This window comes from Oribacterium sinus (assembly GCF_014202695.1).
Lineage (GTDB): Bacteria > Bacillota > Clostridia > Lachnospirales > Lachnospiraceae > Oribacterium > Oribacterium sinus.
The window spans coordinates 15,167-38,376 of sequence record NZ_JACHHH010000013.1 but is presented as its reverse complement, the minus strand read 5'-3'; the positions used below and the strand labels follow the sequence as shown (position 1 = coordinate 38,376).

Here is a 23,210-nt window from a genome sequence, read left to right as displayed (position 1 = left end):
GTATCGCCGGCATATCCTACGATATCTCATTTATTTTTCCCAATATTTGTAATTTCCTTCATCACACATTTCTTCCTTAGATGGCGCGTAGGGCTCTGCCCATGCATGGAAATGTCTCATTGGTAATGTATGACCAAAGGTAATCTTTAGATTGGGAACTGTATCTCTGTCTTTATAAAGTTGTGTCAGTGCTGCAATAATATAGTCCATGTGCTGCTTGCTAAACTGACTTCTGTTAATCGCCAGACGGACAACATTACATACTTCCTTCTGCTGCTCAGGAGTTTTCAGATCATATTCCATAGAGAAATCTCCAAGCTCTGAACAACGAATACCGTAACGGTGAATCATCTCCAGAGAAAGTGCCTGTCCTGCAAAGCTCTCATGGCCTCTCTTATAGTTAAAGAACTTATCAACATCAATATAAATTCCGTGTCCTCCTGCAGGCTGTACTACAGGAACACCGTTTGCTGTAAGACCGTCTGCCAGATACTGACACTGTCTTACTCTTTCGTCCTGATAGTCAAATCTTGCCTCTTCATACATACCCTGGCAAAGCGCCATAATATCATGTCCGGACATTCCGCCGTAAGAGTCATTGCCGTAAGCGGAAATCTGACGAACCTTCAAAAGGTGTCCGATATCTGTCTTTACGCTACCGTCCTCATTGAACTCTGAGAACTTCTGCCAGAAAAGTCCCTTGTCACGGAAGGCCAAAACGCCACCCATATTGGCATGTCCATTTTTCTTAAGGGATGCGGAAACCACATCAAAGTAGGAGAACATTTCCTTTGCAATTTCACAGATGGACTTGTCCCCATAGCCCTCTTCATTCATCTTAATGAAGTAACAGTTCTCTGCCCATCTTGCACCGTCCATAACAAATGGAATATTGTACTTGTGTGCAATCTTGGAAACCTCTCTGATATTCTTCATGGAAACAGCCTGTCCGCATACAGAGTTATTGGTAACTGTAGAATAAATCAGCGGAACATTCTCTACGCCTACAGCCTCAATAAGCTGGTTGAGCTTATCAATGTCCATATCTCCCTTAAAAGGATTCTTCTCATATTTTCCGCTCTTGGGTACCTCAAATAAGATTTCCTTATGGAAAAGGTTTCTGGGTACATTGCCCATTTGCTTGATATTACCTTCTGTAGTATCAAAGTGAGCATTTGATGGAATCGTGAATACTTTGCCCGGCCATCTCTTTGCAAATAACGGTTTTAATACATCAAACAAAAGTGCCTCTGCACAACGTCCCTGAGGAACGATAAATGTATTAGGTCTTGATAGCTGGTACTTACCGCCATTGATAAATCCGCCCTCATAGTCCACCAGATACACTTCATTCATCATTTTTTCAACATCATCCTTGTCTACACCTTCTTTGATGTAATTGATGAGTCTCTTCTGATTGTCTCCTCTTTCCCATACATCTCTAAATGCATCCAAAAGAACATAATATCCTTTGTTTCTTCCGTAAGATTCATCTGCAAGGAACATCGCTGACCACTGTGTGTCTGTCATGGATGTAGTACCCGAATCGGAAAGACAGTCAATGTATAAAAGACCTGCCGGAAAAGCAAACTCATTGTAATGCGTCATTTCCAGAGCTTTTCTTCTCTGCTCCTGGGTAACTGTAGGAACTTCTCTCACTACGTGTGTCCATGACTTTGGTGCCTCTACACCTAACATTTTCTCGTACTCCATTTTAATACCTCCATATATAAAAATATATTTTGATACCCCGGTCATCGTAAGAAACGACTGGCGGACGGTATTACAATCCCTTGAAGCAAGATAGAAATACTACTTTAGCCAACATGCTGCTATGTGCTTAATAACCAAAATTTATATATTTACATATATTATTATAAGCATATTGCTATGAGAATAATTTATCACCCTTTTAATCACCTGTCAATATTGTTTAATTAAAAGCTATTTTTAGTGATATTTTAGTGCATTTATGTGTATTTTGTACAAATATCGGCTTTTGAAACAAAGCTTCAGAAATAACAAAATAGTGATTTGATAAATTTTATGGGATTTTTCTTTGCCTTTACACTAGGTTTCTGCATAGATGTATTAAAAAAAGCCTTTGTTTTCCTATATCTCTTTACAGCAAATAATATTTGAGAATTTTCTTGAGAATTTTTTCTCATTTCTTTTTCATCTATCTCTATACCCCAAATTTGTCATTTTGGTGATTTTGCTTAAAAAGCGATTTTAGGAGCATGAAGTTTTGCTATAATAAATTAGAGCTGTTTTTATAAAATTTTTTGTGTGCTGAAAGCATACAAATATCAGAATTTGGAGCGATTATGAATGAATTGGATATAAAAAAATATATTGATCTTTCTGATTTTTTAGGTACAGTACTGGGACCTGATTACGAAATTATAGTATATGATCTAAAGCAAATCCTATATATCATTAACGGAAATATCAGCGGCAGAAAAAGTGGAGATCTGCTCAGTCCAACTATGAAAAGTATTTTACAAAGAGAAGAGTCCGCCAAGGAAACATGGCTATCAAATTATAGAGCGCTTTCCTCCAATGGCAAGATTTTGAGATCCTCTTCTTTTTTTATAAAAGATGAAAGTTGCAAAGTCGTAGGTGGGCTAAATATAAACTTTGATGATAATCGATACAAAGAACTATCAAATCTAATTTTTTCTCTATGTCATCCGGATAATTATGTATCCAAAAATATTTCCATAGAAATAAAGGGTAATGATGAGCAAACAATATTTTCGGAAAATATTTCAAATACTATAGATGAAATATTGAATAGAATAAACAAGTCCCTTCCTTTCAGTGATCTAAGTCATTCAGAAAAGCTTGATATTATACGCCAGCTTTATCAAAAAGGCATATTCTCCATGAAAGGTGCCATAAAAACCGTAGGAAATAGACTGTCTTGCTCTCCCGCCAGTATGTATAGATATCTCGATATCGTAAAAAAGGAAAAATAAACTTTGATATGTTTTTAAGGTTCGCAAAAGTATGCTATGATTTGAGAACAATAATTAGAACTACACCCATCAACGGATACCCTACAAAGCAACACAGGGTTTGGGTACATCAAGAAAGGAGCTTTTAACATGCTGAAGAAACATCAATTCTGGGCAGTCGTAGCAGTTGTTGGAATGGTGATGTGCTTTATCACAGGACACGCTATGGTGGCAGGACATAAACCAAAAGCGGTGACAGAGTAAAGTAGTATAATCACAAAAAGGGACTGTAAAAATCAATAAGTGAAGCGAATAATGCAGTATAGGTCTGTAATAGGGGCAATCTGAGCCCGTCAGTACTTACTGAAAGCGAGTAAAGCGAAGCTTGAAGTTAGTACTGCTACGAAGGCGAGGTTAGCGGGAGCGTGCCCCGATTATAGACCTATACTGCATTAGAGCGCATCTTTATAAAAACTACAGTCCTTTTCCAGTCTTTAATCCTTCTTTTCCTTGTCACCGTATTTTGTTGCAATTTCAAACAGCAAACTGCTTCCCTGAGAAATCTGTAAATCCACACCGGTGTCATTAGGCTTATTCTCAGCGAATTCATAGTCCTTATCCGGAAGAATGGCATTTAACAAAATTCCTACTAAAGAGCCTGTAGCAATGCCGGAAAAGGCAATCTGGATACCGAAGAGCTGAAAATGCAGGGCTCCCTCGGAGGAGTAGTTGATTCCGATGGACAATACCAGAATCATAGCCGCCACGATGATATTTCTACTCTTGGAAAAATCCACCTTGGTTTCCACCACATTTCGAACACCCACCGCGGAAATCATGCCGTATAGCACCAGGGAAATTCCGCCGATAATGGCCTGAGGCATTGCTTCAATCACCGCGGAAAACTTCGGGCAGAAGCTAAGGAGTACCGCAAAGCAGGCAGCCAGACGAATGACTCTGGGGTCATAAACCTTGGTTAAGCTCAGCACACCGGTATTTTCTCCGTAGGTTGTATTGGCAGGAGCGCCGAAAAGGGAAGCAAGCGTTGTGGCTAAGCCATCTCCCAAAAGGGTTCTATGTAAGCCCGGATCCTCCAGATAGTTAATGCCTACCGTAGAGGAAATGGCGGAGATATCGCCGATATGCTCCATCATTGTCGCAAAGGAAATGGGGATAATGGTCAAGCTGCTGCTCAGAAGTAGAGCCGGATCCAGCTTACCCTCTGTAAATAGGGAGAAAACCGTTCTGTGATAGTCTATCGGAAAGCCGAAAATCGGCGCTTCATTAATACTGTCAAAGGGCACAAAGCCTAAAACTGCCGCAAAGCTGTAGGATATCAGAACACCCAGCAGGATGGGAATGATTTTCACCATTCCTTTTCCGAAAATGTTGCAAAAGATGACTACGCAGATAGCCAGAAGAGCCAGTCCCCAGTTGCTGGAACAGTTTTCCACTGCAGACTTGGAAAGGTTTAACCCGATGGCAATGATAATCGGTCCTGTAACCACCGGCGGAAAAAATCGCATAACCCGGTTGGCTCCAAAGGCCTGAAAGAGAAAGGCCAGCACCAGATACATCAGTCCTGCGCAGGCTACCCCGAAGCAGGCGTAGAGCAGAAGCTCCGGCTCCTTATTGGGTGCTATACTCATATACCCTGCCAAAAAGGCGAAGGAAGAGCCTAGAAATGCGGGCACCTTATTCTTTGAGAGAAAGTGAAACAAAAGTGTGCCCAGTCCCGCAAAAAGCAGGGTGGTGGAAATGGATAAGCCGGTCAGCAAGGGTACCAACACCGTTGCTCCGAACATGGCAAAAAGATGTTGTAATCCTAAGACCACAAACCTTCCTTTTCCCAAGACTCTGGCATCGTAAATAGCTTCTTCTCCGATATTTTTGATTTTCTCCACTTTAGCCTCCTTTGTAGCTATTCTCAGGGAATCTCAGTCTATTCAATTTTCTTCGTACATTTACGCCGTTCCCTATCATACTCTCCGACTCTAACTATGTCAAAATTATTTTCCCATACATTCTGTAAGAAGACTATTCTTTCCCTACTTATTTTCCTTCTTGCCTCCGGCAGGTTTTCGGCCTTTTTCGTCTCCTCTTGAAATGTATTGATAGAATAGCCTTAAAATACGTAGAATTTTTAGAATCTTCAGAAAAGCGTTCCTTTCCCCCTTCTTCCTTCTGTGATAAAATAAACATAAGTCAATAGGAAAATTTTTTATTATAAGATATTTTGCATTAAACGGAAATAAATTTTATAGGTCGTTTTCAACAAAAAATTGAATATTGGTTATATACTGAGAAGATAATGCGTGGAGGATAGACATCATGGAAATTAGACAACTGCATTCTTTTATAAAAATCGTTGAATTACAAAGCTTTTCCAAGGCGGCAGAAGCCCTGGGCTACACTCAGGCGGCGGTAACCATTCAGATTCGCCAATTAGAGCTGGAGTTCAACACCCGCTTTTTTGACCGGGTAGGAAGGCACGTGGAATTAACCCCTCCCGGAAGGAAGTTTCTGATGTATGCCAATGAAATCCTTCGAAAAGTGGATGATGTCCATGCGATGTTGGGAAATGCCGTAGTAAAGGATCACAGGTTGCGTGTTGGCACTTTGGAGTCCTTACTCAGCTTTAAACTGCCGAAGGTAGTCAGTTATTTCTATAAGCACTACCCTACCGTGGCTTTGGAAATTCGCTCCGGAACACCGAAGGAGCTGAACGAGATGCTGGATCATAACCAGATTGATTTGGCCTATTACATCGACCAGAAGGTTTACGGACAGAACTGGGAGAAGACTTTAGAGGAGCCGGAGTCTGTCGTTTTTGTGGCTTCCACAGATGCTAAGCTACCGAAAAAGGAAGAATATCTTTTGGCTGAGCTTTTAAACCAGCCCTTCTTCCTGACGGAGAAGGATTCCAATTACCGATACGCTTTAGAGCAGGAATTGGCTTCCCGGCATTTGGGTATACGCCCCTTCTTTGAAACCAGAAATCCGGATGTAATTATCGAATTGATCAAAGAAAATCAAGCACTTTCCTTCCTCCCTAGATATGCCGTGGAGGAAAGTCTAAACAACGGAAGCCTACGACTTCTGAAGGTGCAGGACTTTGAGATGCAGATGTATCGCCAGCTCTTCTACCATAAGGACAAGTGGATTACGGAGGAAATGAAGAACTTCATCGCTTTGGGTGAATTATCGATGCTATAAAAGAAGAAAAAGAAGCGAATATAAAACAGTAAGCTCTTCCTGACAGGATAGGCTTAAACTCGGGCACGCTACAGGAAGATTCGCTTTACTATTTTTTCCATTCACTTCTAAAAAAGAATGAACCGCCCTACAGATTTGTAAATCAAAGATGTAGGGTGGTTTATATTCATGTACATAATCCGGTATCAGAGCTGATTTTCGAAAAATATTAGGCTCCACTTAGCTCATATCGTCCTATAAGCTTTTTACACTATAGTTCTAGCTCTAATGTTTTATAGTAAGTGGTACTTTATCAAGCCGCCTTTGGTCTTATAGCCTGTATCCCAAAGCGCCTCCAGGGAAATCCAAGCCGCTTCCGAGTAAGTTACGGTCTGAATCTGAAAATCATTTCCCTCTGCCAGCGGGTCTTCCCCCTGATATCGGTAGCCAATCAGTAAAAACCAGTGCCAGATATAATCATCCAAGTCCTGATTCTGATGGTTTAAGACCAAAATCGGCACGGGAAGATTCTTATCAATCTGCTCCACAATACAATCTTTCGCCTTCGCTACATTTTCCTCTCCGGAAACTATGGTCATCATCAGATTTTCCTCCTGATGATCCTTAAGGAAATTTTGGTATCCCTCCACATATAATTCCGGCTTATCAATGCCGGACCAACGGGGATGCAGGTATTTCTTCATTTCTTCGGTAAAATAAAGGTACTCGTCCTGATCTAATTTTTCCAAATTCCCGGAATATAAAGATTTTTTTCCATGGTGCAGGGCAAGATAAATCGAACTGTCGCAGGCGGTAATAGCGCCACAGCCCCCCAGCTGCATCATATGGTCAAAACACCAATCCTGGTTTCCCCCATAGGACTCACCGATATAAAAAAAATCCAGTTTCTTCTCCATTTGCTCAGGACTTCTCCTTCTCTTTTAGATAGATTTCGGGTTTTGAATCAGTCGCATAGCATTGATGATGCAAATGACAGTTACGCCCACATCTCCGAATACTGCTGCCCACATATTGGCAAGTCCTACGGCACTTAAGATGAGCACCAGGAACTTTACCGTAAGGGCAAAAACGATATTCTGCATCGCAATCCTCATGGTCTTCTTTCCAATGGCAATGAGGGTAGGAATTCGGCTTAGATCATCATCCATAATCACCACATCCGCCGCTTCAATGGCAGCGTCCGAGCCCATAGCGCCCATGGCAATGCCCACATCCGCTCGGGAAAGCACCGGTGCATCATTGATACCGTCTCCGATAAAGGCAAGGTAGCCATTGCGCTTTTCCCCTTCCTCTGTTAAAGAAGAAAGAATTTCCTCTACCTTCTCCACCTTCTGGGCGGGAAGCAGCTCTCCGTAAACGCTGTCCAAATTCAGCTCCCGGCCTACCGCCTCCGCTACAGGAGTACTGTCTCCGGTAAGCATAACCACATTTTCAATGCCCTGCTGCTTCATTTTCGAAACTGCTTCCTTACTGCTTTCCTTTACTTCATCCGCAATCAAAATTCTGCCAAGATACTGACCGTCCTTTGCTACCAGACAAATGGTGGCAGCTCCCTTCTCCTGCTGTGGTACGGAAATGCCTTCTTCCTCTAAAAGCTTGGCCTTTCCCACTAAGATTTTGCACCCTTCCACAATGGAAATCAAGCCTGCACCGCTGCGATTTTCCGTATTTTCCGGGAAAGGAAGACTGTTGCTTTCCTTTCCGGAAGAATGTTTCATCGGATCACTTTCTACTACGACATCTTCCGGAGAAGCATTAGCCTTCGAAGAATCTTCCATCCATTTTTTATAGGCGCTGAGAATGAAAAGCCCGATGGGATGGGTGGAACCATTTTCCGCCATAGCGGCAGTGCGAAGAAGATCTTCCTTGGAAATTCCCTCCCAAGGCTCAATCTCCTGCACGGCGAAATTTCCCTTGGTTAGGGTTCCTGTTTTATCGGACACCACAACCTTTAATTTAGATACCAGCTCCAGATAGTTGGAGCCCTTTACCAGTACACCCTCTCGGGAAGCCGCACCGATTCCTCCGAAGAAGGACAGGGGCACGGAAATCACCAGGGCGCAGGGACAGGACACTACTAAAAAGGTACAGGCACGATATAACCAGGTAAGGGGAGGATGGGCTGCGAAAAACTCCGGAGACACCAGGCCTATTTTTGTTCCCAAGAACAGGCCAAGGCTTGGCAGTATAGCCAATGCCAACGCCGAATATACTACGATCGGGGTATAAATCCGGGCAAACTTTGTGATAAAGTTCTCCGCCTTGGATTTCTTCTCGGAGGCCTCCTCCACCAGCTCCAAAATCTTGGAAACAGTGGAATCCTCAAAGGCCTTCAAAGCCTCTACCCTAAGCATGCCCTCTCCATTGATACAGCCGGAAATAATCTTTTCTCCGGGGAATACCTCTCTGGGGACGGACTCTCCGGTAAGGGCTGCCGTATTTACCATGCTTTCTCCTTGACGGACAATGCCGTCCACCGGCACTCTTTCTCCCGGCTTTACCAAAAGCATATCCCCTACTTCTACCTCATCCGGATCCACGGTATCTACGGTGCCGTCTTCCCTTTCAATGTGGGCCAGCTCCGGTACAATATCCATCAGCTCCTTAATGGACTTTCTGCTTTTTCCTACCGCATAGCTTTGGAAAAGCTCTCCCATCTGATAGAAGACCATTACCGCCACCGCTTCCGCAAATTCTCCGGAAAGAAAGGCGCCTAAGGTGGCCACCGTCATTAGCAATGCTTCGTCAAAGGGTCGTCGGTTTTTGATTCCCAGAAAACATTCCTTTACTACGGAAAGGCCGCTGAGAAAATAAGGAATCAGATAAAGCGGAAGATACCAAAGAGAATGCTCCGGAAGGAAGGGAAGAATCCCCGTCTTTTCCACAATCAATAAGATTAAGAATAAGATGACGGAAAGAAGAAGCTTGTTTCTTTCCCGAATAAGTTTCTCTGACATGGTATTTCCCCTTTACTATATTTTTTCTACTCTATGCTTTGCTCTTCTTTACTATATTGTTTCTACTCTATACTTTACTCTAAACTATTGCTTTTCCGGTACTTACTCTGATAATCCGCTTCAATACTCTACTCATAGTACTGTAAGCTTTGGACTTATACTCTTATACGCCCTTTACTGCAAAGTCCGGCTCAATGGTCTTTCCGATACGGATGGCTTCCTGTAAAATTTCCTCAAAGCGATCATCCTCCGCCTCCAAGGTAAACTTCTGCATCATGAAGTTTAGCTTTACAGACTGTACTCCCGGAATCTTTCCGATAGCTTCCTGTATCTTAGCCGCACAATTTGCACAATCAATTTCACATTCAAACTTCTTCTTCATTTTTTCTCCTCTTTTCTATCTTGATTTTTCATTTTTCCAAAAGCGAATTACTTTTGTTCTTTTGATTTTCTTACTGTCTTTTATTCCTCGATATGCTCAATACCCATAGCGATGATGGTCTTGACATGCTCATCCGCCAAGGAGTAGAGAATGCTTTTCCCCACTCTTTTTCCGCTAACCAGGCGGGCGGTGCGAAGAAGCTTTAACTGATGAGAGATGGCGGACTGATTCATTTCCAAGTCCTGACAAATCTCCGTCACATTTTTCTCTCCTTCAAACAAATCGTAGAGAATCTTGATTCTGGTGGAATCTCCGAAGACCTTAAACACTTCCGCTAAATCACATAAGCTATCCTCAGAAATCATTGCATGACTATCTGCTCTTTGATGTTCCAAGGCAATCACTTGACTCATTCCTCTCCTTTCTGAGATTACGGGCTTTACGAGCTTTACGAGCTTTATGGTAAAAATTTTTGTAAAGTCCCTCTTCTCTTGCATAATGAATGGCAACTGTAAAAAACCATTCAAAAAGCAACAACAGATTTACATGTGAATATATTATCATATGTAAATCTGTTGTCAAGAATTTTTCTTCCTTCTTTCAAATATATTTAGAATTCGAAAGTCTCTTACTTTACCTTAGAGTTTTAGCTCCCTTAGTAGTTGTTTCCGAAACTCCTGATCCAAAGAAGCTTTTTTAATATCTTCTAACCTGCCCTGTTCCACAAGAACTCCCATCAATTGAGCAGTTCTGCTTTCTCCTTCTTCTCTACCTTCCTCTCTGCCTTCTTCCCGACCTACTGCCAAGAGTTTTTCCAATGCCATATTCATCGCCGTCCCCCCTTTTCTCTCCATGGAAGATTCCTTTAATTCCTTCACTCTTCTTGCCAAAACAGCCGAATGCATTTCTTGCGGATTTTTCCTTTGAAAATCCCTTACCAAATCCCCAAAAGCATTTTCTTCCGTAATCTCAGTATTTAAGTAAATGATGTGTGAACCATCTAAAAAGTATTCTTCCGAATCTCTAATCCTTCTATCCACATAATAAATCTGTTTCTGCAAATTCAGTATATCTTTTTTCACGATAAATATAACATAGCTTTCCGGTAATTGTGTGAACTTTTCTCCGGCATCTAAACTATGCATGTCTAATAGACTGGCATGATACCTTGCCCTTTTGGGACTGGCTCCTTCCAGATCGTTCTGCATTTCAATATTATAGAGTTTTCCATCTTCATCTTCGCATAGACAGTCTAAAAGAAGAGAACGACCTTGCAAATTCTTTAAGTCCATTTGTAAGTGCTGTTCTTTCACTTTGATTTTTTTCTCCATAAGAACTTTCAAGATATATTCCGTGCATTTTATATCCTGCAAAACTACCCTCATAAAGATATCATCCATTAAAGTGAACTCTGCAAGAATCGCTCTCTTTTCTTCTCTACTAATTTTATGTCGTTTCATCTTTCCAAGCATAGGAACCTCCTAAGTAAAAAAAGAAGAAGCCTTTCTCAGCCTATTTTACAATGGCTTAGCCTCTTCTCCTATACTCCACATTCGGATAATATCCGTATACGGATATGATATTTATTCCCGCCTTAAGCGCTCTACCCCTTCTCGAATCGCCTCCACGGTAAACTCCAGCTCCTCTTCCTTTAAGTCCTCTTCAAAGCTTAAACGCAGTCCGGAATAGGCCTCCACATGGCTTTTTCCCATAGCCAAAAGTACATGGCTTGGCTCCACGGAACCGCTGGCACAGGCAGAACCGGCACTGGCACAAATCCCCTTTTGATCCAAAAGCAGCAAGAGACTCTCCGCCTCTATTCCCTCTATACAAATGTGCACGTTGCCGGAAAGTCTATTTTCCTCGGATGTTTCCAGCGGATTCACCCCGGTAATCTGCATTCCGGGTACCTCTTGCAAAAGCCGTCTAAAGAACATCTTCTGAAGCTCCCGTTTTCTTTGCTCTCTTTCCACCATGGTAGCAAAGGCCTCCTTTGCAGCCTTAGCAAAGCCTACGATAGCGGGAACATTTTCCGTACCGGCACGAAAGCCCCGCTCCTGAGCTCCCCCATGAAGGAAGGCCGGAAGACGAACGCCCTTTCGAATCACCAAAAGTCCAATACCCTTGGGGCCATGAAGCTTGTGGGCACTGGCGGAAAGCAGGTCTATCCCCATTTCCGAAAACGACAATGGAATCTGCCCAAAGGCCTGCACCGCATCCGTATGAAAGAGCACCTCATGCTTTTTCGCAATTTCTCCGATAGCCCGCAAGTCCTGAATCGTTCCCATTTCATTGTTGGCCGTCATGACGGAAATCAAAACCGTATCCTCTGTAATCGCCTGCTCCAAGGCTTCCAAGTCCAAAAATCCCTCCCGATCCACCGGTATCCGGCTGACTCTTGCCCCCAGACTTTCCGCAAACTTGCAGCTTTCCAAAACAGCATGATGCTCTATGGCAGAACAGATAATATGGGGCTGTCTTTGCTTCTGACCTGCTGCATCGGAGCAGGATAGACCGCTCTTTTTCCCCATAGCGGAATAAAAGGCTGAAAGAATCGCCCAGTTATCGCTTTCCGTCCCTCCGGAGGTAAAATAGATTTCCCTTGGATTAATGCCCAAAAGACCGGCAAGACTTCTCCTGCTGTCCTCCACCGCCTTTTTCGCCTTCTGGGCAAAAAGGTAGAGGGAGGAGGGATTTCCGTAATCCTCAGAAAAATAGGGAAGCATAGCTTCCCTGACACTCTTTGATACCGCTGTTGTGGCTGCATGATCCAGATAAATCATTCTTTCTCCTCTTCGTAATAGAAGGCACCGCTCTTTCCCCCCTGCTTTTCCACAAGGTGAATCCCCTCCATATGCATCCTTTTGTCAATAGCCTTACACATATCGTAAATCGTTAGCAAGGTCACGGAAACACCGGTGAGAGCCTCCATTTCCACCCCTGTTTTTCCGGAGGTTTTACAAAGACATTCCACCGTAATCCTTCCCTCTTCCTCCGAAACCTGAAAGGAAATCTTTGCGGATTGTAAGGGCAAAATATGGCAAAGGGGAATCAGATCCGAGCATTTTTTTGCCCCCATGATTCCGGCTACCTGAGCCACGGTGAACACATCTCCCTTTTTGACCTTTCTTCCCAGTACCGCCTCCATGGCTTCTTTACTGAGGAAAATGTTTCCTCTGGCCACAGCGGTTCTTTCTGTATCCCCTTTTCCGGAAACATCCACCATTCTAGCATTTCCCTGATCATCAAAATGACTAAACTCTCCCATACTTCTCCCAATCTATTACATATCTTCGCTTTTTGCAAATTCGTACATTTCTTGAATTCGTTTAATCTGCTAAAAAAGCAAGTTTTCTATACCTTAATTTTCCTCCGTCAAAAGGAGCAACTTCTCTTCCCGAAGCTGTAAAGCCTTGGGAATCTCCTGCATTTTACCATAGGGACCGTCTCTTTGCACCAAAAAGCAAATTTCACCCTCACCCTTTTCCGGCTGAAAATAAAAGTTTTGCTCAAAGGGAAGCTCCGCCTTGGAAAGCAGTTGCACCGACACAGCATTCTCCTCTCCCCCGGAAAAAAGCGGAATAAAATCATGGGCACGATAACCGATGGCAGAAAGCTTTTCCGGAATTTCCTGCTTCATCGTAAGCTCCAGCCCCCAGTCTTCTATGAAAATGCTATGCTCTCCTATCTTTTTTGCTTTAGCAATATTTTTACAACCGGTCAAAATAGCCGCCTGACGATTCTTGGGCTGTCGGAAAACTTCCTTGGTCTCTCCCTGCCCGATCACCTTTCCCTCTTGCAGCATAATCACTTCCTCTGCAAAACGATAAATCTCATCCCGGGAATGGGAAACCATGATGGCCTGCCCCGGAAAATCCTCCAGATGCAGCATCAGCTCTTCCTGCATCTTATCCCGCAAATATAAATCCAGTGCAGAAAAAGGCTCGTCCAGAAGAATCATTTTGGGCTCATTGGCAAAGATGCGAGCTAAGGCAACCCTTTGTTGCTGCCCTCCGGAAAGCTCTGCGGGAAAACGCTTTTCCAGTCCTGAAAGCTCCATTTTCCGAAGCAAAGCGAAAATCCGCTCCGACTTGCTCTCCCTTGGCTCCTTAAACACCGAAGAATTTGCCGAAATCTCTCTATCTCCGCTCTTTCCCCTCTTCCAAAAGTTTGATAGCAGATTTTCCTTATCCTGTCCTTCCATGGCGATGGCAATATTTTCCCAAACTGTCAAATGAGGAAAAAGGGCATAGGACTGGAATAGATAACCGATTCTTCGCTTTTGGGGCGGTAGATTGATTTTTTTCGAAGAGGAAAATAAACAGGAATCCCCTAGCAGAATCTCCCCCTGCCTGGGGGTCACAATTCCTGCAATACTTTTTAAACACATACTCTTTCCCGAACCGGAAGCCCCCAAAATTCCAATCCGCTTTTTATTAGAAGAAAAATGAATATCCAAAAGGAAGCTATCCAAAGGAAGCTGAAAGGACAGCTTACAAAAAGACGATTGTTCTGCTTTCTCCATTACAACTCCTTTCGCTTCGACAATAACTGTAACGCCGTCATGCAGAACAAGGAAATCAGCAGCACCACCCCTACCCATACTCCTGCGGTCACATAGTCCTGGTCCTGCATCACAAGGGCAATTCTTTGGGAAATGGTGGCGGTTTTTCCGGGAATGTTGCCTGCCAGCATGGAGGTAGCGCCATACTCTCCCAAGGCTCTGGCAAAGCTTAATACCGTTCCGGAGAGGATTCCAGGACCGGAAAGGGGCAGAATAATCTTCCAGAAAATCTTCGTTTCCGACAATCCCAAGGTTCTTCCCGCCTGTACCAAATCCTTGGGAACCAAGGCAAAGCTTGCCTTAGCATTTCTATACATTAGGGGGAGAGAAATCACCGTAGCCGCAAGAACACAGCCCAAAAAGGACTGAACCACTTTAATGCCAAAGTGGGAATATAAAAAAATTCCCACAGGCCGTCTTTTACTGAAAAGCAACAGCAAAAAATATCCTGCCACTGTAGGAGGTAAAACCATGGGCAGGGTTAAGAGGCTATCCGCAATGGATTGCCAGGGCTCCTTCCATTTTCCTAGCTTTTGGGCTAAAAAAATCCCCAAAAAGAAGCATATCACCATAGTGATACAGGCCGTCTTTAGGGATATCCACAAGGGACTCCAGTCTAATGACCGGAGTCCTGCTAATAATTCATTCATCATGATTCTACGTTGGTATCAAAATAATACTTTTGGAAAGTGGTCTTAGCATTGTCGGAAGTTACGAAGGCAAGGAAATCCTTTGCTGCATCCTGCTCTTCCTGACTTGCTTCTTCGTTCTTAATCTGAGCAATAGGATAGATGACATTTCCGGTCAAATCGTAAGGAACCTTCTCCAGAATCTGAATCTTATCCTCATAACCATAGGTATCGGAATAGTAGGTAGTTCCTACTTCAGAGGAGCCTTCCACCACTGCTGCCAAAACCTTGGAAACGTTGGATTGCTCGGAAATCTCCACACCGCCTAAAGCCTCGGAAACTTCCTTGGTGCTAATCTTGGATACATCCTCTGTCTCAGGAAGAATCTTCAAAGCAACAAGGGCCTGTCTGGTGTACTTTCCTACGGGAACGGTACCGTCTGCCAAAGCAATAGACTTCGCATCCTTCAAAGTCTCTAAGCCGGTAACCTTAGTGCCGCTGTCCTTTAAAGTAACTACGCAAAGCTGGTTATTTACTACGTTTTTTCTGGTCCCCTCTACAAGGTTACCTTCTTCCTCCAAAGTGTTTATCTGCTTCTGTGCCGCGGAAAAGAAAATGTCGCAGTCATAACCTTCCTGAATCTGGCTTAAAAGCTTTCCGGAGGAATCCGCGTTAAACACCAGCTTCACCTCAGGATGCTCCTTCTCATACTGCTGCCCTAAATCTTCCATCACATTCTTTAAAGAAGCCGCCACGAAAACCTGTACTTCCGTCTTTTCTGCGTCCTCTTTTGCCGCCTCGGTAGCCTTTTCACCGGCCTTCTCGGAAGCCGCTTCACTTGCCATTTCAGAAGCCTTCTCCGTTGTTGCCGCTGTACTCTCTGCCTTCTTTGCTCCTCCGCAGGCTGTCAGGGCTAATGCTGCCACAAGAGCCAAGCCTAATAATGCTTTCTTCTTCATAGGATTCTCCTTTTTTATGATTTCTCTCCCCGATCCTTCCGTTCTTCCTCCGGAGTCTTCAGGAAAAGTACTGTACTTAGCTATGTCCCTTCTCAGAAAGCCCCGAGAATAGCAACGAATCCGGTCTATACTCCTTCTCCGAAAGCTCCAGGAAAAGTAGTGTACTTAATCTGTATCCGTTCCCCGAAGAATTCCCAAACCATGGAATAAATCCGGGAAGAGATATTCCAGATTCTCCTTGCAGGCCTTGGGACTGCCGGGAAGGTTAATAACCAAAGATTTCTTCCGGATGCCTGCAGTTTGACGGCTAAACATGGCTTTCTTGGTAATGGAAAGGCTGTAAGAGCGTAAAGCTTCCGGAATTCCCGGTACTTCTCTTTCACATACTGCCTTGGTAGCTTCCGGAGTGCAGTCTCTTTCGGAAAATCCGGTGCCCCCGGTGGTCAGAATCAAAGAAATCTGCCGCTGATCCGCCAGTCTCTTGATTTCTTTCTCCAATTCCGGCCTTCCATCAGGAAGGAGAAGCTGCTCTTCCACTATCATTCCCTGATTTTTCAAAAACTCTGTAATCACAGGACCGGACTGATCCTCATATACCCCTTGAGAGGCTCTGTCCGACAGGGTAATTACCGCTGCGGTAAAGGGTCTATCCTTTTTTCCAGGGAAGATTTCCACCGGATCTCCCACCCGGATCTTTCCTCCCTTTTTTACCACGGAGAAAATGCCTTCTCTTGGCATAATGCAATCTCCCATACGGTGAAAGATTGCGCAGTGGCTGTGGCAGGCCTTTCCAATCTGGCTAAGCTCTAAAACACAGTCCCCTATATGAATTTCACTGCCCACCGGATACTTGGACAGATCAAATCCCTCTATCACCAGATTTTCTCCGAAGGCCCCAAAGTCTACCTGAGCCCCCTTCTTTCGAAAATCCTCTATTTTCTCAAAGGACAATAAGCTCACCTGTCTATGCCATTTTCCGGCATGGGCATCCCCCTGAAGGCCGAAATCCTCTACCAGGAGAGCTTCCTCTACCTCTGATTTTTCTGTTCCCTTTTGCTCGCTCAAGCAAATGGCTAATACTTTTCCCATAATATCCTCTATTCTATCCGCCGATTCTTCCCATTTCCCGCTTTTCCGTCACCTCGGAAAGCTTTTCAAAGCAATGGCTTTCCGGTTTTGCCCAAATACTTTCCTGAATCTTTTCCAATAAAATTTCATCCCTTTGTTCTTCCGAAAATGCCGGATTTCGCAGACATTCCCGGACATCTATACTGTTTCCGAAGCATAGACAGGGCTTAATCTTTCCTGTAGAGGTCAGACGAATGCGGTTGCAATGGGCGCAAAACTTTCCATGCATGGCAGAGATAAAGCCTACAGAGCCCTGAAATCCGGGAATTTTATAATACTTTGCCGGGCCGTTTCCATGGGTGGAAATGTCCTTAGTCATCTCCGGATAAATCCTTTTTAATTTTTCCAGTAAAAAGTCATTTCCGATGCCGTCTTGCTCTTTTCCGTAACCAATAGGCATCATTTCGATAAAACGAAGGTCCAAAGGATATTTTTTACAAAGAGCCAAAAGAGCAAAGATTTCATCCTCATTGACCCCCTTTTGTAAAACGGTATTCAGCTTCACAGGAATTCCGCAGGCTACTGCCTCCTTGATGCTCTGAAGTACCTTGTCCAGGGCATCAAAACCGGTAATCTCATAAAAACGCTCCGGGATCAAGGTATCTAAACTAACATTGATGCCGTCCAAGCCCATTTCCTGAAATCTTGGCAATGCTTCGGAAAGGAGCAATCCGTTGGTGGTAATCGTTACCTGCTCCACCCCGGGAAAGGCCTTTAAGGAAGCCATAAAATCCACAGCCCCTTTTCGTACCAAGGGCTCTCCTCCGGTAACCTTAAAGCGGGTAATGCCGCAGGCTACTGCGGCCTTTGCCACCTGCAAAAGCTCCTCATAAGTCAGCAAACGATCCATGGGAAGAGGATTCTCCAGCCCATTGGGCATACAATATTGGCAATGCAAATTACAGCGATCCGTAATGGACATTCGCATATAATTGATTTTTCTTTGGAACTTATCCTGCATCTTCTACTCTCCTGACCCTCTAATATCTCTCCAAAAGGATCTCCAAGATTCCGCCGCAAACCATTCCCTCTTCCGCGGCGGCGTCATCCGTCAAATCCACGTGATACAGTAGGCCCTCCGGTGCATTTTCCAGAAAAAGCTCTCGGCTTTTCTGAATCACCTCCGCCTCTGCACAGCCTCCTCCTATGGTGCCGGTAATCTCTCCCAGGGGATTGATGGACATCTTCGTGCCTACGGAACGGGGAGCGGAGCCCTTTCTTTCGATAATGGTGGCCAACACCAGCTTCTCTTCCTTTTCCACCGCGTCCAGAATCTCCTCACTGTAGCCGATGGTATTTTTTCCGGCGCTCTTCACCCCTACAATCTCTGCCATAACGGAAAGAGCAATTTCCTCCGGACTTTCCGCCCCGATTTTCAAACCGATAGGACTGTGGAGAGAATCCAGAAGCTCCTGCGAAAATCCCTCTTCCAAAAGATTCTTCTTAATCATAGCCACTCTTCTTCTGGAGCCCATCATGCCCATATAGGCCTTGGGCTTTTCCAAAATTCTCTGAAGGCATATCTGGTCATGCACATGACCTCTGGTCAGAATCACAAAGTAACTGTCCCGGTCTCCTTCCAGACTATCCAAGGCCTTGGCAAAGTCCTCACAAATCACCCTGTCTGCCCCTGCCTTTTCCGCTTCCTTGGCAAAAAGAGGTCTATCCTCAATACAAGTCACGGAAAATCCCAGCATTTTTCCAAGACGAATGGTGGCAATGGCCACATGTCCCGCCCCGCAAATGATGAGCTTTTTCTCTGAAGCCAGGGTTTCCGCAAAGAATTTCCCCTCTCCCAGAGAAAAAATCCCTTCTTTACGATTGACCCAAAAACATTCCTCTCTATCCTTTTCCGAGGCAAAAAAGGGGAATTTCGGGCTGTGGCTTAGGCATTTTCCGGAAGAAAACAAGGCCAATTCCCCAAGGCTTCCTTCCGCTAAGGAGTGAAAAAGTACATTTTCCTCCGAAGAATTCAACCCGGCAATCTCTCTGATAATTTCTTTTCTTGCTTTCTCCATCTGCCTAACCCTCTTTCCCAGCAAAACGTCTTATCGCTAAACGTCCTATAGCAAAACATCTTTTAGATCATTCGTTTTATCGCTAAACCGTCTTAAAGCAAACCGCCCTCTCCCAGGGCATCAATTTCTTCCTTCTTCACAATGTCCCCTGCCATGATTCTTGGTAAAAGCAAGTCAAAAACCGTGGTGGGACAAAACATAATACTGCCGGGAAGTCCCAAAACCGGTACCTTTCCCTTGGCGTAAGCCAGCATAAACATGGAACCGGGCAGTACCGGTGCTCCGTAGCTTACCACCTCTTCCGTGGACAGGCGAATCGCCAATGGGGTACGGTCATCCGGATCTACGGACATTCCCCCCATGCAGATGACCAAGTCCGCTCCCTGTCTTAGGAAGTCCTGTATGGCCCCTTTCTCCTGCTCCACATCATCCGGGCAAGTCACATGACCGATAATTTCCACCGGATAGGGAGAAAGCTTTTCCCGTACCACCGGAGTAAAGCTATCCTGAATTCTTTTGTAAAAGACTTCATTTCCGGTACTGATTAATCCCACCTTCTTCTTTTCAAAGGGAAGAAGCTGTAAAATGCCCCCCTCCGGCGCAATCTTCTTTACTTCCTCCATCTTCTCCCGCTCTATGGAAAGGGGGATAATTCTGGTGCCGGCAAAGGCCTCTCCCTTTTTGATAAAGCTGTGATTCTTCTTGGTGGCCATCATCATTTGTCCGAAGGAATTCAGGGCAAAAAGCTTCTCCGATTGAATCTTCAGCATACCGTCGCAATCAGCGATAAACTCGATTTTTCCTTCCTTCACCTCGGAGGGATGCATATTTTCGCTCCGCCCCATTTCATAGAGCATGGCTGCCGCATCATTTTCATGGAGAGTATCCTCCCCCTCTTCCCAGATGTAAATGTGGTCCTTGCCAACAGAAAGAAGCACGGGAATATCCTCCTCCCGAATCACATGACCCTTTCGGAAAACAGGGCCCTTCTTCTCTCCCTTAATAATCTGGGTAATATCCTGGCAGAGGGTTTTCCCCACTGCCTCTGTGGTTTTGAGTTCTCTCATAGGAAACTCCTTTCCGGCTTTTTCATCTCTATCGCAAAATACCCTAGGCATACGAGCAATATTCGTAAAAACTGAAAACAAACAATGAAGCTCTTATTTATGAATCTAAATATTTTTTAGATTGACAAAAATTTGTTATTCTCCATATTATACGGTCTCTCTTATAGAAAAGCAAGATTTGTCCAGGAGATTTCCCAAGGATAATCCGGCTTTTTTCTCCTGTTTTTTTCTTGATTTTTCTCGAAAATGTCGATTTTCCGCCATTATTTCTTTCATCTCCTTAGCTTCCTGTGGACAGTCCATTTTTTCTTCCGCTTTCCATCTATAACATTTTTCTATAAGTTTGGAGCTTTTTTACAAGACTCTCCATTTTGTGCTTCTGCACAAAATACTTCGTTATTTTTGTATATTTCAAACAATCCATTCTCTTTGACCTTGCTTTTCCTTGTCTATAGGTTGACAGCATTTTTGAGCAAGAAAAAAGGGGCTGCAAATAATAGATTTTCGGCAATATAGGTCTGAATATGGGGTAGTCTGAGCCTGGTACTTGCGAAATCCTGCGAAGTGAAGAACTGAAAAATCAATATGTGAAGCGAATAATGCAGTATGGGTCTATAATCGGGGCAATCTGAGCCCGTCAGTACTTACTGAAAGCGAGCTAAAGCGAAGCTTGAAGTTAGTACTGCTACGAAGGCGAGGTTAGCGAGAGCGTGCCCTGATTATAGACCCATACTGCATTTGAGCGCATCTTTATGATAAATGCAGTCCTTCAATACACAGGATTAAGCTAGCGAGAGCGTATCCCGTTTCAGACCTATATTGCTTAGAAAACTATTTTACAGCCCCTAAATCTTATACTCCGCTTGCAGAAAGTATTTCCACAAGGGCTCCCCGTAGGGATTCCGAGGTACAGCGGGAATGTACCGCTCCCAAAATCTCCGCCCTGGTCTTCTTTCCCAAGTCCTTAAAGCATTCAAAAATTCTTGTCTTTTCGTCATAGGAAATCTGGGCATTCTGCAAAAGCGTAAAGGCTCTGTACTGTAAGAGCTTATTTTCCTGTGCCTCTCTCTTTTCCTGATTGTAGCGATAGCGAAGGCAAATGCTCTCTTTTCCGTCCCAGGCAGGAAGGGAAAGGAGCAATGCATCCTCCTCTTCCAGATAGTCCCCTGCTTCTGCCGGAAGCTCCGAATCCCCGTATGTCAGGCTTAAGCCTTCCAAAGAAGACACGCCCCTTAGGTGCAGAAGAAAGAGTCTCTCCTTGGGAAAAGCATTTTCATTTCCCTCCACCGGGAAAATGTGAAGTACCTCCTCCACGGAGCCGCCCTTGCTTTCATGTCGAAGGGAAAATCTGGTAAAGGCCCAATCCTCTTTCCGGAAATCGGCATATTCATGCTCGTCCTCTGCCAGACAGAAGCTTCCATCAGCACCGGAGAAGATATGAAGCTCCATAAGCTCCGGCGCATCCACCGCATTGCCCTCTTCTCTGCCGTCCAGAGGAAGAATGGTACCTTCTTTAGCAAGAACCGGAATGCTTTCCAGGCTACGATACAGCTCCAGTTCTCTTCCTCCCGTAAGCTTCTCGCCGGTAAAGAAGTCTACCCAGCGTCCCTCCGGAAGCCAAGCCTTCACTTTTCCCAGACCGCTGACAGGGTCTTCCTTCTCCGTAATGGGAGCACAAAGCAGTTCTGTTCCGAAGTAATACTCATTTTTATAATCGTACAGTCCGTCCCAGGGCTTCTCCTCGTAGTACAGCGGCAAAATCAAAGGACGTCTTTCCACATGGGCCAGATAGTTCATGGTATAAAGATAGGGCACCAGCGCCTTTCTCAGGCGAAGGAAATTCTTGGAAACCGCCTCCGCATCCCGGCTGTATTTCCAAGGCTCCTTTCCATTAAAGGCATTGTTGGTACTGTGCAAACGCATGATAGGAGAAAATACCCCCAGCTGTACCCAACGGGTAAAGAGAGAGTCATCCCGCACTCCCCACATATGTCCCCCGATGTCATGACTCCACCAGCCGTAGCCGATATTGCTGGCAGTGGCGGTAAAGTAGGGCTGAAAATCCAGGCTTTCCCAGGAAATCACCGTATCTCCGGAGAAGCCGATGGGATAACGGTGGGAGCCGGGACCGGCATAACGGGAAAGAATCAAACCGCGCTTCTCTCCATTTTTTCCCTTATTATCCTCATAATGATAATGATTCAGCATCCAAAGAGGATCCAAGCCCTTCATGCCGGAGTTCTCCCCCTGCTGCCAATCAATCCACCAAAAATCCACCCCGTCCTTTTCCATCGGGTGATGCACAAAACGAAAATATCCTTCTCTAAATTGCTCATCCAAAAGGTCGAAAAGCACCGGTTCTTCTTCCTTTTGATTCACTCCCATAAATTCCGCAAAGGCGGGATAGCAATCCTCAAAGGCCCGGACACCGTCTGCAGGATGAACATTTAGGGTACAAGCCATCCCTCTGTCCTTCAAAGCCTTTAGAAAACGGGGAGGATCAGGAAAAAGATCCTTATTCCAGCTATAGCCGGTCCAGCCTGTACCGTACTTTTCCGGCACCTTGGTGATGTGCCAGTCCATATCAATCACCGCCACCTGGAAGGGAATATTTTCCTCTTGAAAACGGTCCATCAGCTCCAGATAGCTTTCCTCGGAATAGACAAAGTAACGGCTCCACCAGTTCCCCAGGGTATAGCGGGGAAGCAGAGGAACATCTCCGGTCAAATGGAAGAAATCCTTTAGCGCCGTCTTATAATCTGTACCATAGGCAAAGAAATACAGGTCGATTGCTTCCGAATCCTCTCGTACAAAGAAATTTCCGTCTTTATAAAGCATACTTTTGCTGTCATCCAAAACAGAGAAAAGCTGTCGGGAAACGATTCCCTCCGAAAGAGGCAGGGCACCGTCTATACCGTCCAGGGTTCTGGCCGTACCCTTCAAGCTCTCGATTTTATCCCCGTAATGCCAAAGGGCGGAGGTATTTCCCGCATCTCCGCTGACGAAAATCCGAAGATTTTCGCTGCTGAAGGCTCCCCCCTTATAAATCAATCGAAGATATTTGGTTCGAAGAATCCCTTCTCCCTGCTTGCCCTCTTCCCAATGGAATTCTGCGGGAGGAAAGCTGCGGTTTACCGCCATCTGGCTTTCCCCATCCACAAAGCAACCCTTTTCACTGTATTCCAAACGGAGCAGTCTTTCTGTCAGCACCGTAAATCGAAAGTGCTTTCCCCTGATTTGATTGCCTTCTCTGATTCCTTCCATAACCCATCCTTCCCCTCTAGGCAAATATTTTTCTGCCTTATTTTCTCTTCCCGAATATAGAATGCC

The 23,210-nt window shown here is 44.6% G+C and carries 20 protein-coding genes; 2 read left to right on the top strand and 18 right to left on the bottom strand.

Going from position 1 to position 23,210, the window contains the following annotated elements:
* Positions 1–30: 30 nt before the first annotated feature.
* The gene (locus tag HNQ46_RS10860; RefSeq protein ID WP_183684705.1) at positions 31–1,713 is read right to left on the bottom strand and encodes a tryptophanase; all 1,683 of its coding nucleotides are present in this window, start codon (positions 1,711–1,713) and stop codon (positions 31–33) included.
* 614 nt (positions 1,714–2,327) lie between these two features.
* On the opposite strand from HNQ46_RS10860, the gene HNQ46_RS10855 reads away from it, so the two are divergent.
* Complete coding sequence (locus tag HNQ46_RS10855) at positions 2,328–2,981, top strand: helix-turn-helix transcriptional regulator (RefSeq protein WP_183684704.1); 654 nt, start codon at positions 2,328–2,330, stop codon at positions 2,979–2,981.
* A 473-nt stretch (positions 2,982–3,454) separates the two neighbouring features.
* Here the strand turns inward: HNQ46_RS10855 and HNQ46_RS10850 are convergent, their stop codons facing one another.
* Positions 3,455–4,864, bottom strand: coding sequence for a uracil-xanthine permease family protein (locus HNQ46_RS10850; protein ID WP_007157495.1), 1,410 nt, complete (start codon positions 4,862–4,864; stop codon positions 3,455–3,457).
* A gap of 427 nt (positions 4,865–5,291) precedes the next feature.
* Between HNQ46_RS10850 and HNQ46_RS10845 the strand changes: the two genes are divergently transcribed.
* Positions 5,292–6,176 (top strand): LysR family transcriptional regulator, encoded by an 885-nt coding sequence (locus HNQ46_RS10845; RefSeq protein ID WP_007157496.1) that lies wholly within the window; start codon positions 5,292–5,294, stop codon positions 6,174–6,176.
* A gap of 272 nt (positions 6,177–6,448) precedes the next feature.
* Here HNQ46_RS10845 and HNQ46_RS10840 read toward each other — a convergent pair whose 3' ends face one another.
* The 16 genes from HNQ46_RS10840 to HNQ46_RS10770 all read right to left on the bottom strand — a co-directional run bounded on the left by HNQ46_RS10840 (position 6,449) and on the right by HNQ46_RS10770 (position 23,144).
* Positions 6,449–7,072 carry a hypothetical protein gene (locus tag HNQ46_RS10840; protein WP_183684703.1) on the bottom strand — a complete coding sequence of 208 codons (624 nt, stop codon included), beginning with the start codon at positions 7,070–7,072 and terminating at the stop codon, positions 6,449–6,451.
* 24 nt (positions 7,073–7,096) lie between these two features.
* Positions 7,097–9,133: a heavy metal translocating P-type ATPase gene (locus HNQ46_RS10835; RefSeq protein WP_183684702.1), complete on the bottom strand. Its 2,037-nt coding sequence runs from the start codon at positions 9,131–9,133 to the stop codon at positions 7,097–7,099.
* Between the two features lie 163 nt (positions 9,134–9,296).
* Positions 9,297–9,515, bottom strand: coding sequence for a cation transporter (locus HNQ46_RS10830; protein WP_007157499.1), 219 nt, complete (start codon positions 9,513–9,515; stop codon positions 9,297–9,299).
* Positions 9,516–9,595: 80 nt separating this feature from the next.
* Positions 9,596–9,928 (bottom strand): ArsR/SmtB family transcription factor, encoded by a 333-nt coding sequence (locus HNQ46_RS10825; RefSeq protein ID WP_183684701.1) that lies wholly within the window; start codon positions 9,926–9,928, stop codon positions 9,596–9,598.
* A 225-nt stretch (positions 9,929–10,153) separates the two neighbouring features.
* The gene (locus tag HNQ46_RS10820; protein ID WP_243155922.1) at positions 10,154–10,987 is read right to left on the bottom strand and encodes an Rpn family recombination-promoting nuclease/putative transposase; all 834 of its coding nucleotides are present in this window, start codon (positions 10,985–10,987) and stop codon (positions 10,154–10,156) included.
* Positions 10,988–11,098: 111 nt separating this feature from the next.
* Positions 11,099–12,298, bottom strand: coding sequence for a cysteine desulfurase family protein (locus tag HNQ46_RS10815; protein WP_183684700.1), 1,200 nt, complete (start codon positions 12,296–12,298; stop codon positions 11,099–11,101).
* The gene (moaC, locus tag HNQ46_RS10810) at positions 12,295–12,783 is read right to left on the bottom strand and encodes a cyclic pyranopterin monophosphate synthase MoaC (protein WP_183684699.1); all 489 of its coding nucleotides are present in this window, start codon (positions 12,781–12,783) and stop codon (positions 12,295–12,297) included. The genes HNQ46_RS10815 and moaC overlap by 4 nt, the downstream gene beginning before the upstream one ends.
* Positions 12,784–12,876: 93 nt before the next feature.
* On the bottom strand, positions 12,877–14,040 hold the full coding sequence (locus HNQ46_RS10805; protein ID WP_183684698.1) for a sulfate/molybdate ABC transporter ATP-binding protein: 1,164 nt from the start codon (positions 14,038–14,040) through the stop codon (positions 12,877–12,879).
* Positions 14,040–14,729, bottom strand: a complete 690-nt coding sequence (gene modB / locus HNQ46_RS10800; protein WP_243155921.1) for a molybdate ABC transporter permease subunit — start codon at positions 14,727–14,729, stop codon at positions 14,040–14,042. The genes HNQ46_RS10805 and modB overlap by 1 nt, the downstream gene beginning before the upstream one ends.
* On the bottom strand, positions 14,729–15,667 hold the full coding sequence (modA, locus tag HNQ46_RS10795) for a molybdate ABC transporter substrate-binding protein (RefSeq protein WP_183684696.1): 939 nt from the start codon (positions 15,665–15,667) through the stop codon (positions 14,729–14,731). Before modA ends, modB begins: the two co-directional genes overlap by 1 nt.
* 165 nt (positions 15,668–15,832) lie before the next feature.
* A complete protein-coding gene (locus HNQ46_RS10790; RefSeq protein WP_183684695.1) occupies positions 15,833–16,756 on the bottom strand; it encodes an MOSC domain-containing protein in 924 nt (307 codons plus the stop codon).
* A 13-nt stretch (positions 16,757–16,769) separates the two neighbouring features.
* Positions 16,770–17,756, bottom strand: coding sequence for a GTP 3',8-cyclase MoaA (moaA, locus tag HNQ46_RS10785; protein ID WP_183684694.1), 987 nt, complete (start codon positions 17,754–17,756; stop codon positions 16,770–16,772).
* A 19-nt stretch (positions 17,757–17,775) separates the two neighbouring features.
* A complete protein-coding gene (locus HNQ46_RS10780) occupies positions 17,776–18,813 on the bottom strand; it encodes an XdhC family protein (protein ID WP_183684693.1) in 1,038 nt (345 codons plus the stop codon).
* A gap of 92 nt (positions 18,814–18,905) precedes the next feature.
* Entirely contained in the window at positions 18,906–19,880 is a 975-nt protein-coding gene (locus HNQ46_RS10775; RefSeq protein WP_183684692.1) for a molybdopterin-binding protein, read from the bottom strand.
* Positions 19,881–20,027: 147 nt separating this feature from the next.
* Complete coding sequence (locus HNQ46_RS12195) at positions 20,028–20,156, bottom strand: hypothetical protein (RefSeq protein WP_279287720.1); 129 nt, start codon at positions 20,154–20,156, stop codon at positions 20,028–20,030.
* Positions 20,157–20,732: 576 nt separating this feature from the next.
* Positions 20,733–23,144, bottom strand: coding sequence for a glycoside hydrolase family 31 protein (locus tag HNQ46_RS10770; RefSeq protein WP_183684691.1), 2,412 nt, complete (start codon positions 23,142–23,144; stop codon positions 20,733–20,735).
* Positions 23,145–23,210: the final 66 nt, after the last annotated feature.

Bases quoted from the DNA above. Each gene is read 5' to 3' on its own strand.
- HNQ46_RS10860 (WP_183684705.1), bottom strand. From the start codon at position 1,713: ATGGAGTACGAGAAAATGTTAGGTGTAGAGGCACCAAAGTCATGGACA.
- HNQ46_RS10855 (WP_183684704.1), top strand. From the start codon at position 2,328: ATGAATGAATTGGATATAAAAAAATATATTGATCTTTCTGATTTTTTA.
- HNQ46_RS10845 (WP_007157496.1), top strand. From the start codon at position 5,292: ATGGAAATTAGACAACTGCATTCTTTTATAAAAATCGTTGAATTACAA.
- HNQ46_RS10840 (WP_183684703.1), bottom strand. From the start codon at position 7,072: ATGGAGAAGAAACTGGATTTTTTTTATATCGGTGAGTCCTATGGGGGA.
- HNQ46_RS10835 (WP_183684702.1), bottom strand. From the start codon at position 9,133: ATGTCAGAGAAACTTATTCGGGAAAGAAACAAGCTTCTTCTTTCCGTC.
- HNQ46_RS10830 (WP_007157499.1), bottom strand. From the start codon at position 9,515: ATGAAGAAGAAGTTTGAATGTGAAATTGATTGTGCAAATTGTGCGGCT.
- HNQ46_RS10825 (WP_183684701.1), bottom strand. From the start codon at position 9,928: ATGAGTCAAGTGATTGCCTTGGAACATCAAAGAGCAGATAGTCATGCA.
- HNQ46_RS10820 (WP_243155922.1), bottom strand. From the start codon at position 10,987: ATGCTTGGAAAGATGAAACGACATAAAATTAGTAGAGAAGAAAAGAGA.
- HNQ46_RS10815 (WP_183684700.1), bottom strand. From the start codon at position 12,298: ATGATTTATCTGGATCATGCAGCCACAACAGCGGTATCAAAGAGTGTC.
- moaC (WP_183684699.1), bottom strand. From the start codon at position 12,783: ATGGGAGAGTTTAGTCATTTTGATGATCAGGGAAATGCTAGAATGGTG.
- HNQ46_RS10805 (WP_183684698.1), bottom strand. From the start codon at position 14,040: ATGGAGAAAGCAGAACAATCGTCTTTTTGTAAGCTGTCCTTTCAGCTT.
- modB (WP_243155921.1), bottom strand. From the start codon at position 14,729: ATGAATGAATTATTAGCAGGACTCCGGTCATTAGACTGGAGTCCCTTG.
- modA (WP_183684696.1), bottom strand. From the start codon at position 15,667: ATGAAGAAGAAAGCATTATTAGGCTTGGCTCTTGTGGCAGCATTAGCC.
- HNQ46_RS10790 (WP_183684695.1), bottom strand. From the start codon at position 16,756: ATGGGAAAAGTATTAGCCATTTGCTTGAGCGAGCAAAAGGGAACAGAA.
- moaA (WP_183684694.1), bottom strand. From the start codon at position 17,756: ATGCAGGATAAGTTCCAAAGAAAAATCAATTATATGCGAATGTCCATT.
- HNQ46_RS10780 (WP_183684693.1), bottom strand. From the start codon at position 18,813: ATGGAGAAAGCAAGAAAAGAAATTATCAGAGAGATTGCCGGGTTGAAT.
- HNQ46_RS10775 (WP_183684692.1), bottom strand. From the start codon at position 19,880: ATGAGAGAACTCAAAACCACAGAGGCAGTGGGGAAAACCCTCTGCCAG.
- HNQ46_RS12195 (WP_279287720.1), bottom strand. From the start codon at position 20,156: ATGAAAGAAATAATGGCGGAAAATCGACATTTTCGAGAAAAATCAAGA.
- HNQ46_RS10770 (WP_183684691.1), bottom strand. From the start codon at position 23,144: ATGGAAGGAATCAGAGAAGGCAATCAAATCAGGGGAAAGCACTTTCGA.